General features: G+C 71.3%; 15 protein-coding genes, 1 tRNA gene and 1 pseudogene. 8 read left to right on the top strand and 9 right to left on the bottom strand.

Annotation, left to right across the window (positions count from 1 at the left end):
* Positions 1-258 precede the first annotated feature (258 nt).
* A tRNA-Ala gene (locus tag MQH10_RS19980) sits at positions 259-334 on the bottom strand.
* Between the two features lie 119 nt (positions 335-453).
* On the opposite strand from MQH10_RS19980, the gene MQH10_RS19975 reads away from it, so the two are divergent.
* Both MQH10_RS19975 and MQH10_RS19970 read left to right on the top strand, forming a co-directional pair.
* Positions 454-759 (top strand): YggT family protein, encoded by a 306-nt coding sequence (locus MQH10_RS19975; protein ID WP_242565743.1) that lies wholly within the window; start codon positions 454-456, stop codon positions 757-759.
* Positions 760-766: 7 nt separating this feature from the next.
* Positions 767-1,051 carry a DUF167 family protein gene (locus MQH10_RS19970; protein ID WP_242565742.1) on the top strand — a complete coding sequence of 95 codons (285 nt, stop codon included), beginning with the start codon at positions 767-769 and terminating at the stop codon, positions 1,049-1,051.
* Positions 1,052-1,230: 179 nt separating this feature from the next.
* On the opposite strand, the gene MQH10_RS19965 is transcribed toward MQH10_RS19970, so the two are convergent.
* Together MQH10_RS19965 and MQH10_RS19960 are read right to left on the bottom strand one after the other, a co-directional pair.
* Positions 1,231-2,445, bottom strand: a complete 1,215-nt coding sequence (locus MQH10_RS19965) for an ammonium transporter (RefSeq protein ID WP_242565741.1) — start codon at positions 2,443-2,445, stop codon at positions 1,231-1,233.
* A 150-nt stretch (positions 2,446-2,595) separates the two neighbouring features.
* Positions 2,596-3,060 carry a chemotaxis protein CheW gene (locus MQH10_RS19960; protein WP_242565740.1) on the bottom strand — a complete coding sequence of 155 codons (465 nt, stop codon included), beginning with the start codon at positions 3,058-3,060 and terminating at the stop codon, positions 2,596-2,598.
* Positions 3,061-3,213: 153 nt separating this feature from the next.
* Here MQH10_RS19960 and MQH10_RS19955 point away from each other — a divergent pair, with 153 nt between their 5' ends.
* The 3 genes from MQH10_RS19955 (at position 3,214) to MQH10_RS19945 (ending at position 4,791) form a co-directional block, all read left to right on the top strand.
* Entirely contained in the window at positions 3,214-3,954 is a 741-nt protein-coding gene (locus tag MQH10_RS19955; RefSeq protein WP_242565739.1) for an SIR2 family NAD-dependent protein deacylase, read from the top strand.
* Between the two features lie 63 nt (positions 3,955-4,017).
* On the top strand, positions 4,018-4,347 hold the full coding sequence (locus tag MQH10_RS19950; protein WP_242565738.1) for a DUF6481 family protein: 330 nt from the start codon (positions 4,018-4,020) through the stop codon (positions 4,345-4,347).
* Between the two features lie 192 nt (positions 4,348-4,539).
* Complete coding sequence (locus tag MQH10_RS19945) at positions 4,540-4,791, top strand: hypothetical protein (protein WP_242565737.1); 252 nt, start codon at positions 4,540-4,542, stop codon at positions 4,789-4,791.
* 12 nt (positions 4,792-4,803) lie between these two features.
* Here the strand turns inward: MQH10_RS19945 and MQH10_RS19940 are convergent, their stop codons facing one another.
* Complete coding sequence (locus tag MQH10_RS19940; RefSeq protein WP_242565736.1) at positions 4,804-6,570, bottom strand: chloride channel protein; 1,767 nt, start codon at positions 6,568-6,570, stop codon at positions 4,804-4,806.
* Between the two features lie 116 nt (positions 6,571-6,686).
* Between MQH10_RS19940 and MQH10_RS19935 the strand changes: the two genes are divergently transcribed.
* Both MQH10_RS19935 and MQH10_RS19930 read left to right on the top strand, forming a co-directional pair.
* Positions 6,687-7,028, top strand: a complete 342-nt coding sequence (locus MQH10_RS19935; RefSeq protein ID WP_242565735.1) for a hypothetical protein — start codon at positions 6,687-6,689, stop codon at positions 7,026-7,028.
* A 189-nt stretch (positions 7,029-7,217) separates the two neighbouring features.
* Positions 7,218-7,727: a hypothetical protein gene (locus MQH10_RS19930; protein ID WP_242565734.1), complete on the top strand. Its 510-nt coding sequence runs from the start codon at positions 7,218-7,220 to the stop codon at positions 7,725-7,727.
* Here MQH10_RS19930 and MQH10_RS19925 read toward each other — a convergent pair.
* The 4 genes and pseudogenes from MQH10_RS19925 to MQH10_RS19915 form a co-directional block, all read right to left on the bottom strand.
* A complete protein-coding gene (locus MQH10_RS19925) occupies positions 7,724-9,139 on the bottom strand; it encodes a sensor histidine kinase (protein ID WP_242565733.1) in 1,416 nt (471 codons plus the stop codon). The two genes, MQH10_RS19930 and MQH10_RS19925, sit on opposite strands and share 4 nt — an antisense overlap.
* Positions 9,140-9,167: 28 nt before the next feature.
* Positions 9,168-9,908 (bottom strand): annotated as a pseudogene (locus MQH10_RS27150) (CHASE2 domain-containing protein); the annotation flags it as partial.
* Between the two features lie 43 nt (positions 9,909-9,951).
* Positions 9,952-11,310 carry a FecR family protein gene (locus MQH10_RS19920; RefSeq protein WP_242565732.1) on the bottom strand — a complete coding sequence of 453 codons (1,359 nt, stop codon included), beginning with the start codon at positions 11,308-11,310 and terminating at the stop codon, positions 9,952-9,954.
* Positions 11,307-12,014, bottom strand: coding sequence for a response regulator transcription factor (locus tag MQH10_RS19915; protein WP_242565731.1), 708 nt, complete (start codon positions 12,012-12,014; stop codon positions 11,307-11,309). The genes MQH10_RS19920 and MQH10_RS19915 overlap by 4 nt, the downstream gene beginning before the upstream one ends.
* Before the next feature lie 269 nt (positions 12,015-12,283).
* Here MQH10_RS19915 and MQH10_RS19910 point away from each other — a divergent pair, with 269 nt between their 5' ends.
* Positions 12,284-12,748, top strand: a complete 465-nt coding sequence (locus MQH10_RS19910; protein ID WP_242565730.1) for a helix-turn-helix domain-containing protein — start codon at positions 12,284-12,286, stop codon at positions 12,746-12,748.
* A gap of 11 nt (positions 12,749-12,759) precedes the next feature.
* Here MQH10_RS19910 and MQH10_RS19905 read toward each other — a convergent pair.
* On the bottom strand, positions 12,760-13,132 hold a 373-nt coding region (locus MQH10_RS19905), incomplete at its 5' end, for a calcium-binding protein (RefSeq protein WP_419720794.1).

The raw sequence follows: 13,132 nt of genomic DNA, 5'->3' as shown, positions 1-13,132 counted from the left end.
GGTCAGGCGGCGCGCGACAAAAGGCCAAGCTCCCCCGCCTGACCCACAGGCGGAAGCCGGCCCTCGGTCTCGCCAAGCCTGACTGGCCGCGCGCGCCATGCCCCGGAAATCCCGACGCAAGTTTGTTGACGCGAGCCCCGCTGAACGCGCGGGCGACTACTCCCCAAAGGAAGTCAGAGCCCTAGCGGCTCGCGGCCCCACGCGCAAGGGCCCCCGGAAGGGGGGCCATGTGGCGAATTTGCTTGAAAGAAAGGTTCCTGGTGGAGCCGAGGGGAATCGAACCCCTGACCTCCTCATTGCGAACGAGGCGCTCTACCATCTGAGCTACGGCCCCAGGAGGCGCGGAATAAGCGTTTTCAGACCCGCCCTGTCAAGCACAAGAAAGGCGTCTTGCCGCCGCAGGGGTCCGGCGGGCGCTTGCCAGGGGGCCGCGCGCGCCGGTAAACCCAGGCCATGGGCAAATTCATCTACTTCATCGTCGACAACCTTTTCGGGCTCCTGTCGCTGGCGATCGTGGTCAGCGCGGTCCTGTCGTGGCTGGTGGCCTTCGACGTGATCAACCTGCGCAATCCCATGGTGGCCAACATCTGGCGCTTCCTGGACGCGGTGACCCAGCCGATCCTGCGGCCCTTCCGTCGGATCATTCCCTCTCTGGGCGGGGTGGATATCAGCCCGATCATCGTGCTGCTGATCATCGAGGGCGCCCGCCGCTATCTGCTGCCGCTGATTTTCGGGCCCATCATTTCCGTCCTGGGCTGAGATCGCCATGCGCCTGGCGGTGCGGGTGACGCCCAAGGGCGGCCGCGACGCCGTCGACGGCTGGGCCCTGGATCCCGCCGGCCGGCCGCTCCTGAAATTGAGGGTCAGCGCCGCCGCGGCCGACGGCGCGGCCAACGCCGCGGTCATCGCCCTGCTGGCCAAGGCCGTGGGCCGGCCGAAATCGGCCCTGCGCATCGTCTCGGGCGACACGGCGCGGGTGAAGTTGATCGAGATCGAGGGGCTGGAGGCCGAGGCCCTGGCCGCGAAGCTGGGCGCGCCGCCGGCGAACTGACCAGGGTTCTGGGCGCCGCAGGCGCCGCGAAGATTTGTCCACGAACCACACAAACCCCACGAACAGGTTGGCGCCGACCTGGACCGACCTAACGAACATCTGGGCGCTGTATCGGGGCGTGACCGCCCCCTTTCTGTTCGTGTGGTTCGTGTGGTTCGTGGATAAATTCTCTTTCCGCGTCAGGGATTATAGGCCCGCTCGCCATGGGCGGCCATGTCCAGGCCCTCCTCGATAGCTTCCTCGCGGGCGCGCAGGCCGAGCGTGGCCTTGAGCGCCAGGACCAGCGCCAGGCTGGCGATCGCCGACCAGGCGCAGACCGCCGCCACGCCCATCGCCTGGACGCCCAGCTGCCGGGCCATGTCCATGCCGGCCGCATAGCCCGCCCCGCCGAGCTTCGGCGCGGCCAGCACCGCGACCACCAGCGTTCCCAGAATGCCGCCGACACCGTGGACGGCGAAGACGTCCAGGCTGTCGTCGATGCGCACCTTGTGCTTCACCAGCTCGACCGCCTGGTAGCAGATCAGGCTGCCCGCGGCGCCGAGGGCCACGCCGCCCAGGGGACCGACAAATCCGGAGGCCGGGGTGACGGTGGCGAGGCCGGCCACGACGCCGGTGACCAGGCCGACCATGCTGGCCCGGCCGAAGCGGCGCTGCTCAATCAGGGCCCAGGTCAGGCCGGCCGTGGCCGCGGACAGATGGGTGGCGATCAGGGCCGAGCCGGCGTCGCCATTGGCGGCGAGCGCGCTGCCGGCGTTGAACCCGTACCAGCCGACCCAAAGCATGCCGGCGCCGATCATGGTCATGCCCGGATTGTGCGGCGGAGAGACATGGTGCGGATAGCCGTCCCGCGGCCCGACCGCCCAGGCGATGACCAGGGCCGAGACCCCTGCGGTGGCGTGCACCACCAGCCCGCCGGCATAGTCCATGACGTGCAGCCGCCCCAGCCAGCCGCCGCCCCAGACCCAGTGGCAGACCGGGGCATAGACCAGGAACAGCCACAGGCCGGAGAACACCAGCACGGCGGAAAACTTGATGCGCTCGACGAAGGCCCCGACGATCAGGGCCGGGGTGATGACGGCGAAGGTCATCTGGAAGCCGAAGAACACGCTCTCGGGCAGGCTGCCCACCTTGGCGTCGCGGGGCACGCCGACCAGGCCGAACTTGGCGAGGTCGCCGATCAGCGGGCCGGCTCCGGAGAAGGACAGGCTGTAGCCGCCGAGGAGCCAGAGCACCGAGGCGAGGCAGGCGATGGCCACGCAATGGGCCATGACCGACAGGACGTTCTTGGCGCGGACCAGACCGGCGTAGAACAGGGCCAGGCCCGGCAGGGTCATGAACAGGACCAGCGCCGTGGCGCTGAGGATCCAGGCGGTGTCGCCCGAGTTGGCGGTCATGGCGTCGTCTTCCCCCCGTGTTGTCCGGCGGACGCGAGACGCCGGAAGGGGGCTCTATTGCCAGAGGCGCAGGCCGAGGGGCGCCCGCTTTTTCAGCGCATCAGCGGAATTTTTGACCCGCTGACGCCAAAAAACCACGCATGCGCGGCGTCAGGCGGCCATGGCCGGCATGTTCGCGGGCAGGACATTGTCCAGCGCCAGCAGGCTGACAATGCCGGTGTCGATGGTCATGACCCCGGCCACGAAGGCGTTGGAATCGGCGCTGCCCACATCGGGCGCGGCCTGGATCAGACCCTCGGTGACTTGCAGGATGTCGGAGACGGCGTCGACCACCAGGCCGACCTGGGCGTCGCCGATCTGGGCGACCACGACGACGGAGGAGGGGCCGGGCGTGGCGGGGCCGAGCCCCAGGCGCGCGCCGAGGTCGATGACCGGCAGGATCGCCCCGCGCAGGTTCATCATCCCCAGCACATGCGGCGGGGCGTGGGGCAGGGGCGTGGCGGCGGTCCAGCCGCGGATCTCGCGTACGGCCATGATGTCGATGGCGTAGGCTTGGTCGGCGATGCGCACCGAGATCAGCTCGGCGCCGGGCGACGGAATTCGGGAATCCCCCATGGGCTCAGACCTTCTCGACAGGACGGGGCCCGCGACGCCAGGGAGGGCGACGGGCCGAGGACATACTGCATCGACAGGTTTTGTAAGCCGTTAACAGCGCTCGGTTTTCTCGGGTGTCTGGCGTCTTTCCGCCGGGCGCCCCAGGATGCGGCCATGTCCGACCGCGCCCAGCTCGCCCGCCTGATCGGCCAGGCCCGCCGCATCGTCGCCTTCACCGGGGCGGGGATCTCGACGGAGTCCGGCATTCCCGACTTCCGCTCGCCGGGCGGGGTGTGGAGCCGGATGAAGCCGATCACCTTCCAGGAATTCGTCGGCGACGAGGACAAGCGCCGCGAGGCCTGGAGCCGCGCCTTCGCCGGCAAGGCCGGCTGGACGGGGCGCGAGCCCAACGCCGGCCACTACGCCCTGGCGCGGCTGGCGGCCCAGGGCCGGCTGTCCGGCATCATCACCCAGAACGTCGACAACCTGCACCAGGACTCCGGGGCGCCGGCCGATCGGGTCATCGAGCTGCATGGCAACGCCAGCTATGCGACCTGCCTTGAATGCGGGACCCGCTACGAGCTGGCCGACCTCCGCGAGCCGTTCCTGGCGCGCGGCGAGATTCCGACCTGCCGCTGGTGCGGCGGCCTGGTGAAGACGGCGGTGATCTCCTTCGGCCAGGCCATGCCGGCCGGGCCCATGCGGGCGGCCGAGGAGGAGACGCTGGCCTGCGATCTGTTCCTGGTGCTGGGTTCGTCGCTCACCGTGTTTCCGGCGGCCGGATTCCCTCTGCTGGCCAAGCGCTCGGGCGCGGTCCTGGCGATCCTCAACCGCGAGCCGACCGAGCTGGACCGAATGGCCGATCTGGCGGTCCGCGACGAGATCGGCCCCGTCTTGAGTGAAATCGTGCCGTAAAGGGCGAAAAAACACGCCCGGGGGGGTTCGCAAGCGCGCCCAAAGACATTAATCGGCCGCGACATGATCCATCCCAAGAACCATACCTTCAACGATCGTCAGGCGGCCTCGGCCGCGGCGAAGAAAGCCCTGCTCGAAAAGTTCAAGCCCAAGCCCATGGTCACCGACCCGCTGATCGAACAGCGGAAGGCGGAGAAGGAGCTCGAGCTCGAGATCCTGCGCGAGGAGCGCCGCAAGGAGCGCGAGGCCCGCCGGGCCGCCGCCGCCGCCGCGGAGGCCATCCGCCGCGAGGAAGAGGCGATCACCGAAGAGGCCCGCGAGCTCGCCCTGCGCGCCGCCCAGAAGGCCGCCCGCGACGCCCGCTACGCGGCCCGCAAGCAACGCCGGAACTAGGACCCGCCCATGCGCCCCGACCTGATGATCGTGGGCGCGGTGGTGGGGGTGGTCCTCATCGCCCATCTGGCGGTGTTCGGTTTCGTGCGCCATATGATGCGCAAACGCTGACCCTGCGGCAGTCGGGCCCTTGGCCCGGGCGCTATGACGTGCGAGTTTGGCGGCAATCTCTACTTCAAGTTGGCGAGTTCCATGATCCTCCCCCTGTTGCTTTCCGCCGGCCTCCTGATGAGCGCCGAGACGACCCCTGCCGCGGGTGACTCCGCGACCCCGCCGGCCGCGGCCGCGCCCAAGCCCAAGAAGATCTGCACGACCACGACCGAGCTCGGCTCGCGCCTGCCCGTGCGGGTCTGCCGCACGCCCGAGGAAGCCGCCGCCCTGGCCCAGGCCTCCAAGGAAGCGGTCCAGGACCTGCAGAAGGTCGGCGCCGCCAGCTCGAAATAGGGCGCGGCCGGATCAGGCCTCGCCGGTGAGATCCCGGCGGGCCTTTTCCAGTTCATCGGCGTAGCGCCGGGTGGCGTAGGCCTCCGACAGCACCCCCAGAACCTGGCCCTGGGCGTCGACCACCACCAGCTCGTCGCTCTGGGTCTGGTCGAAGGCGGTCATGATCTCCTTGATGCTCAGCTCCGGCGTCAGCACCGCGTCGCGGTTGATGGCGAGCGTGGTCAGACTTTGGCCGTCCGCATCGTCGGCATAGGCCGCGGCGGTCTGGACCAGGCCGGCATAGCGGCCGGCCGGATCGGTCAGCACCACGCGCTTGGTCCCGCCGAGCGGGAAGCGGCGGCGGAACTCGGCCAGGTCGGCGTCCGCGGCGATGGTCGGCGCGCCGGTCCGCATCATACGCCCGGCGGTCAGCGTGCGGATCCAGCCCACGTCATGGGCCGAGCGGATCGTCTCGCCGCGCAGATGCAGCCGCCAGGTCGAGAAGGAATAGCCGAAGGTCTCGCGGACCACGGCGCTGGCGATCAGCGAGGCGACCAGGGTGGCGGCGGTGACGGTGAAGTCGCCGGTGGTCTCCAGCACCAGGAAGGACATGGTCAGCGGCCCGCCGACGATGGCGACGCCGAGCGCGCCCATGCCCACCAGGGCCGCGACCGTGGGATCGAGCACCGGCAGGAAGGTCGCGAAGGCCGCGAGATGGGCGAAGGCCTGGCCGATCAACGTCCCCAGGAACAGGGCCGCGAAGAACAGCCCGCCCCGGAAGCCGAAGCTCAGCGAGATGATCGAGGCCGCCGCCTTCATGGCCGCGAGCGTCAGCAGGAGCTTCAGGCCGAGGTCGGCCTCAAGGTCCAGGGCCAGGGCGCCGTGGCCCGCCGACAGGGTCTGGGGCGTGAGAAGGGCGATCCCCGCCAGCAGGACCCCGCCGGCCGCGGGGCGCAGCAGCGGGGGAATGGGCATCTTGACGGCCCACTTGTCGGCCAGCGCCACCAGCCGCATCATCATCACGCCCACGCCCGCCGTGACCAGGCCCAGCAGGGCGTAGAGCCCATAGACCGGCCAGGTCTGGACGGCGGTGACCGAGGTGCCCAGCAGATAGGTGGGCGCGCCCAGGCTCTTGGCCACCAGCACGGCGGCCAGGGCCGCGGCGGCGACGGGCGCGATATTGGCCACCGTATAGGCCCCGATGACGATCTCGAAGGCGTAGAAGGCGCCGGTCAGCGGCGCGCCGAACGCCGCGGCGATGGCGGCGCCCGCGCCGGCGCCCACCAGGGTGCGCAGGTCGGCGCGGCGCAGGGCGAGGGCCCGGCCGATCAGCGAACCGGCGGCGCCGCCGGCCTGGGCGTAGGCCGCCTCCAGCCCCACCGAGGCCCCGGAGCCGTTGGAGACCAGGGTCTGGGCGCAGATGAACGCGCTGTCGCGGCCCGACATCCGGCCGCCATGCAGGGCGTTGGCCTCGACCGGGTCGACCGCCCCGCCGGGGCTGTAGCGCTGCCACAGCCAGGTCCCGAGCCCCAGGGCGAGCCCGCCGGCCGGAATGGCCAGCACCCGCCAGGGGACGATGGCCGCCTGGGCGCTCAGCCGCTGCTCGGGATCGAAGGCGAACAGGAAGATCTGCAGGGCATGCGCGATCTTGGCCTGGAAGGTGGCGAGCGCCCCGGCGGCGGCGCCGACCACGATGGCGACGGCGATCAGCCACAGTTCGCTGGACCGGATCTGACGCCGGATGAAGGCCAGCCACTTCAGGGGCTGGGGATGCGAAAGCGAGGTCGGAACCTGGACCATGGCCGCTGTTATCTTGGAATGTAAACAATAGTAAAACCATAGGAATTCCCCAGGCGCGGCGGAGACGGGACGGTTAAGACGCCCTCGATCCTCAACCGCTGGTCCTGGAGAGCGACATGGCCGAGAACCTGGTGAAGCTGGCTGACAGCCGCGACGCGCGCCTGAGCCGCGCCCCTGACGCCCACCCCCTGGTCGCCGAGATCGTCGAGGCCCTGATGGCCCTGAGCGGCGAGGCCCACCGCGACATCGTCATCGACCGCATCGCCCAGGGTCGCCACCCCGGCGCCCGCGCCGCCAGCCAGGCCCTGAGGGACGAGATCTTGCGGGCCTTCCACGCCCATTGCGAGACCGGGAGCGAGCGGGCCCTGTTCCGCCTGCGCTTCGGCGAGGGGTCGCACCGCTGGGCCCTGGCGCCGGCGGCCATGGCCTTCATCACGGCGCGCGGGGAGATGTGCTGATGCCCCGCAGCCGGGCCATGCCCCTGACCCTGATGAGCCGGGCCTGCGTCTGGGCGGGCCTGTCCTGCATGGCCGCCTCTTTCGGGGTGGTGCTGGGCGCCTGCCTGCGTTGATCTGAGCAACCAGGCTTGTCATCGGCGTCCGTCAGGGCGAGGGTCCGCAGCAACCTCAGCCTGTACCGGAGCCGTCATGATCCCGCGTTCCTCCCTCGTCCGCCTGGGCCTGGCCCTGTCGGCCGGCGTCGTTCTGGGCGGATGCGCCGGACCCCGCGTTCTGACCCGCCTGACCCCGGACACGAGGTTGGCCGCCGGCGCCGCGACGGTGCTGCCGGGATCGGACGCGCCCTCGCCGGTGCGCGATCTGGTCAGCGCCCGGCTGGCGGCCCACGGCCCCAAGGCCGGCCAGGCGCCGGCCTATTATGTGATGGCCGCCCAGTCGGCCCGGCCCGGCCAGGTCGGGGTCATGGGACCTGGTCCCGCGGGCGCTCCGCCGGCCTGGGTCGAGGCCCCGCGCAAGGCCGGCTGGCGGTTCTGGACCAAGGACAAGCCGGTGCGCACGGTCTCGCTCACCGTGCTGGACGCGCAGACCGGCAAGACCCTGACCCAGGTGACCGCCGCCGACGGCCGGCCGGGCGATCGCCAGCCCCTGTCGGCGCTGGTCGACGCGGCCCTGGCGCGCGCAGGCCTGGTCACCCCCTAGGCCTTAACCCCGAAGGCGAAGATCGCCCCGCGGCCGGGGGCGCTGTCGCAGTCGACGAAACCGCCCTGCCGCTGGGCCACGACCCGCACGAAGCTCAGGCCCAGGCCGACGCCCTCGCTCTTGCCGTCCCCGAACCGCTTGAAGGGCTCAAACAGCGAGGCCTTGTCCTCGGCGCTCAGGCCGGGCCCCTCATCGGCGATCTTCAGCACCCAATAGCCGGCCCTGGCCCCGCGCCCGCGCGCCAGGGTGCAGGTGATCCGCCCGCCCTGCGGGCTGAACTTCACCGCATTGCCGAGCAGATTGCCCACCGCCCGCGCGGTCAGGGCCGCGTCGCCCAGGACGATCACCTGGTCCGGCGCCTTGGTCTCGACGCTGAGACCCTTGGCCCGCCATTGTGGCCAGAGGTCGTCGACCGCCTGGATCAGGATGTCGGCCAGGTCGAACTCGGCCGGCCGCAGGGTCGAGGACTCCGCCCGCGCCAGCTGCACGAAGCCGTCGGCGAGCGCCAGGGTGCGGCGCGCATAGCCGGCGATCCGGGCCGCCAGCGCCTCGGGCTCGCCGGCCTGGCGAGGATTGTCCAGCAGGGCCAGGATCGAGCTCTGCGGCGAGCGCATGTCGTGGGTGAGCAGCTGCAGGGCCTGTTCCCGCTGCCGGTGGGCCGATTCCAGGGCGCTGACATCGGCGAAGCGCAGGATGCGGCCGGCGGCCTGGCCCGGGGCCGACTGACGGGCGGCGATCCCCACCTGCAGGGTGCGACCGTCGGCCAGCCGCAGCTGCCGGCCGTCGACCGCCAGGGCCTGGGCGATCGGCTCGGGCTCGGCGAGCGGCAGCAGGTCGGCGAGATCCGGCCAGGCCCGGCCCTCCAGCGGCCCGTCGTCGGCCACGGCGAACAGCCGCCCCGCGGCGGCGTTGGCCATCTCCACCCGGTCGTCCGCGTCCAGCACAAGGGTGGCGTCGGGCAGGGCGGTCAGGGCGTCGGCCGCGAAGCGGCGCAGCAGGCTCATCCGGTCGATGGCCTGCTCCAGCAGCCAGGCCTGGCGGCCGACCAGGTCGGCGGCCGGCGCGGGGCCCGGGCGCATCGGCCCCATGGCCGGATCGGCGGCGAGGCGGTCGATCTCCAGGCCGAGGAAGGCGCTGGCCGCCGCCAGCCGTCGCCAGCCCCACAGGGGATAGACCAGCACCAGACCGGCGAGGGCGGGAACGGGGGCGACCCAGACCTTCAGCCCCATCAACAGGCCCGCGCTGATCGCCAGAACCGCCAGACCGATTACGGCGCCGGCGGCCATGGCCGCGCGGGGCGACAGGCGGAGCACCGCGATCAACAGCACCCACAGGGCGGCGAGCGCGAACAGGGCCTGGGCCCAGGCGGGCGACAGGCGGATCTCGCGCCTGCAGCAGGGCGCTGACCACATTGGCCTGGACCTCCACTCCCGACAGATCGGCGCCATGCCCGCTGACCGGGGTGGGGAAACGGTCGCCCAGCCCCGCCGCTGTGGCGCCGACCAGGACGATGCGGTCCTTGAACGCCTGGGCCGGGACCTCGCCCTTAAGCACGCTCGCGAAGGCGATGGTGGGGAAGGATCCGGGCGGTCCGGCGAAGGGGATCAGCAGGGCGTCGGGCGAGGGCGGCGCCTGCGGCGCCGCCAGGCGGAAGCCCTTCAGCGCCAGGTGATCGATCCAGTGGCCCGGCCCGCCGTCGCGCAGATGAACCTGGCGCAGCAGGCCGTCGGCGTCATAGCGCACATTGACCTGGCCCAGGCCGGCGGCGGCCCGGGCGATCAGCGGGGTGGGGGGAACGACGGCGAAGGCCGCGCCGTCCGGCCCCGGCGCCTGGGTCAGGACCGGCAGGACGGTGGGAACCTTGGCGAGCGCGGCGGCCAGGGCCGGGTCCTCAGCCGACGGCTCCAGGAACAGCACGTCATAGATCACCGCCTTGGGCCCCGCGGCGGCCAGCTGGTCCAGCAGCCGGGCATGGACCGCCCGGTCCCAGGGCCAGCGCCCGATCTCGTCGAGGCTGCGATCGTCGATGGCCACGATCACCACCTGCGGGTCGGGCCGCAGAGGCGAAAGCGCCATCAGCCGGTCATAGACCAGGTTGTCGGCCCGGGCGAACAGGCCGGTCAGGGCCGCGCCGGCCACGACCAGCGAGGCGGCGGCCGCCACCGCCAGCCATTCGCGCATCAGGCGCGATCGTGGTCCCCCGCGTTCGCGCCCGGCCATGGACCTATTCGCCGATCTGCAGATCCTGCAGCGCGCCGGCCTTCACGCTGGGCGGCTGGCCCGGCTTGAAGCGGGTCGCCACGACGCGCCAGTGATAGGCGCCGGGAGGCAGGTCGGTCACCGACAGCTCGGGCTCGGTCAGGCCTGGCGCATCGACGAAGGGCACGGTCTCGGCGCCGCGAAACAGCTGCAGCTCGAAGATCCTCTGGCCCGCCCCCGCCGCGCTCCAGCGGAACTTGAAGCGGCGCATCTTGCCGGTCTTCTCCTGGGCGGGCCCGCCGCCGGCGTCGAGCGTATTGAGGTCGCGCTCGAAGCCGTAGTCGCGGGGCAGGCCCTCCAGGCCGTCGGCGTCGATGGCGGTGGCGCGGACGAAATAGGTGCCGTCCGGGACCTTGTCGAACTGGGCCTGCGGCGTCGGGCTCACCGTCTCGGTGAAGACGTCGACGAAGCCGGCGTCATTGGCGAGCTGCAGGTGATAGGCGGCGGCGCCCGTCACCGGCTCGACCGCAAAGGCCACGACCGGGTCCTCCTGGGTGCGGCCGCCGCGCACCAGGGCCGGGGCGGGCAGCAGGGGCTGGGGCGGCTTGACGCCGTCGGCGCTGGCCCGCGCGCCAAATCCGGCGGGGACCGGGGTCTCGGCCGCCGACGCGGCGGGCGCGGTCGCGCCGACTCCGACCACGCCCTTGATCACCTCCGCGGCGCTGCTGGCGCGGGCGGGATCGAAGGCGACGCGGTATTCGGTGCCGCGCACGGCGGCGACCGAGAGCGGCGTGCGGATCAGGAACTGGGAATCCTTGGTGGTCATGGGGGTGACCGAGGCGGTCCCCTTGCCGAGATCCAGGTCGAAGGCGCGGCGCAGACCGCCGGTCAACAGCACCTGACGCAGGCGCACGATCTTCAGCGTCGAGTTGGACGGCAGGCTGACCCGCGACTCGTCCGGGAGATCCAGGGTGGCGAAGGCGTTGGCGCCCGTGGCGATGCGGTCGTTCTCGACAAGCGCCATGTTGCGGCTCACCGCCACGGCCTGGCCTGCGCGGGTCACGGTCACCGCCCCGCTGAAGGCGCCCAGCCGGGCGTCGATGACCTCGGTCTTGAGCAGGGCGTAGGGGATCGAAAGGGTCGAGCCGGGGCGCAGATGGCGCGGATTGGGCACCTTGTTCAGGCTCTGCAGGGTCCGGTAGTCGCCAAGCTTGACCAGATAGCGGCTGGACAAGCCGAACAGGGTGTCGCCCGGCTTGACCAGATAGGCGACCGGCGCGTCGGCCTCGGGCGGCTTCGCGGGCGCGCGCGTCTGGGCGGCGGCCGGCGCGGCCAGGCTGAGGGCGACGACGAGCCACGCCCCAGTGTCAGTCCAGCGCGTCATGCGGATTCCCCCTCCGGCCCCAGGCTGGGTTCAAGCCGATAACCGAAACCATAGATGGTCACGAGCCGAAATCCGTTTTCCGGCCGAAGTTCCAGCTTGTTGCGCAGCCGCGACAGGTGGGCGTCGAGCGTGCGGGTCTCGAGATCCGGATTGCGGCCCCAGACGGTCTCCAGGAGATAGTCCCGCGACAGGGCCCGCGCCCCGCTGCGGAACAGGGCCAGAGCCAGCTGCAGCTCCTTGGCGGTGAGCTCGCGGGGCGTCCCGTCCAGCAGGATCGCCGTGCCGCCCGGCCGGTATTCGTAGCGGCCGAAGGTCTCCGGACCGGTCTCGCGCCCCGCGCTCGGGAAGGCCCGCCGCAGCAGGGCCGCGACCCGGGCCTGCAGGACCGCCGGCTGGATCGGCTTGACCACATAGTCGTCGGCGCCGGCCTCCAGGCCGCGGACGATGTCGCCCTCTTCCGAGCGGCTGGTGATCAGCAGCACCGGCGGCGGCGAGGCGATCAGCTTGAGTTGGGCCAGGACCTCCATGCCGTCGAGACCCGGCATGTTCCAGTCCAGCAGCAACAGGTCGAAGGTCTGGCGGCGCAGGTCGCGCAGAGCCGCCTCGCCGCGCTCGAACAGCACCGGATCATGTCCGGCGCGCGTCAGCACCTCGGCGATCAGCTCGTTGTGCGCCGGATCATCGTCGAGCACGGCGATCTTCATCGGGCAGGGAGACCCTTGGGTTGCAAAGCCAGACTATAGGCCAAGCCTGTGTCCCAGCGCGACCGTCGGCGGCCGATTCCGGCAGGTTTCGCGGCCGGGCGGCCAGACGCCCGTTCCGGTGGGGCGGTGCAGCTCTAAATGGTGATTTTACAATTGTTTACACCTCGTTCCCGTGACGGTTGGCCGCGCCAGGTCCTACAAAGACACCCAATTCGGGGCAGATCGCCGCCTTGAGGCGTTGTGGTCGGAGGACCCTGAAAGGGACAGGCATGCATATTGACCTCGTGGAACTGGACCGCGCGCCTCCCGGCGCCCTGATGGCCGCGCATGTGGCTGTCGAGAGCTTCTGTCTCCGGCGATCCGAGGCCGTAGCCGCGACCCATGGGCTGGGCCCGACCTCGGCCCTGATCTTCCGCACGCTCTGTGTCGCCGCCCTGGCCCCCAATGGCGGCCCCGCCGAGACCGACCTCGACGCGCCCCTGCGCTGGGTGTCGCGCACGGCGCTGGCGGAATCCTGCGGCCTGCCGCGCGAGACCGTGCGGCGCAAGTGCGAGCGCCTGGTGAACGCGGGCCTCATCGAGGGCGACCGGGTGCGGGGCGTGACCCCGTCGCGCCGGGCCCTGACCGCGGGCCTGGGTCCCGACAGTTACGACACCCTGATCCGCGACCTGCGCCAGCTGATCGAGGCGCTTGAGCGGCTCAATGTCGTGGCCGTGGCCCGCGAGGCCGCCTAGAGCCGCCTCGTCTAGGCCACCGCGATCCAGCCGGCCGGCAGGGTCGAGAGCGTCACCCCGACCAGGATCATCTGATCCCCATTGCCCATGTCGACCACGGTGTCGGCCCCGACCTGGCTCAGCGAATAATGGGTCCCCGGATCGAGCAGGACGTGGTCGCCCTCGGCGGCCGAGAAGTCGATCACCCGGTCGATCCCGGCCCCTGAGAACGACCGGAACACATCGGCCCCGGCCCCGCCGCTGATCGTGTCATTGCCCCGGTCGCCATAGATCAAGTCGTCGCCAGCCCCGCCGGAGACGCTGTCATTGCCCTGGCCGCCGCGCACCCAGTCATTGCCGTCGCCACCGCTGATCGTGTCGTCGCCGAGGTTGCCGTAGACGATG

It is taken from the genome of Phenylobacterium aquaticum, assembly GCF_022695515.1.
In the GTDB taxonomy this organism is placed as follows: Bacteria; Pseudomonadota; Alphaproteobacteria; order Caulobacterales; family Caulobacteraceae; genus Phenylobacterium; species Phenylobacterium aquaticum.
The sequence above is the reverse complement of the archived record's forward strand: the minus strand, read 5'-3'. Positions and strand labels throughout refer to the sequence as shown.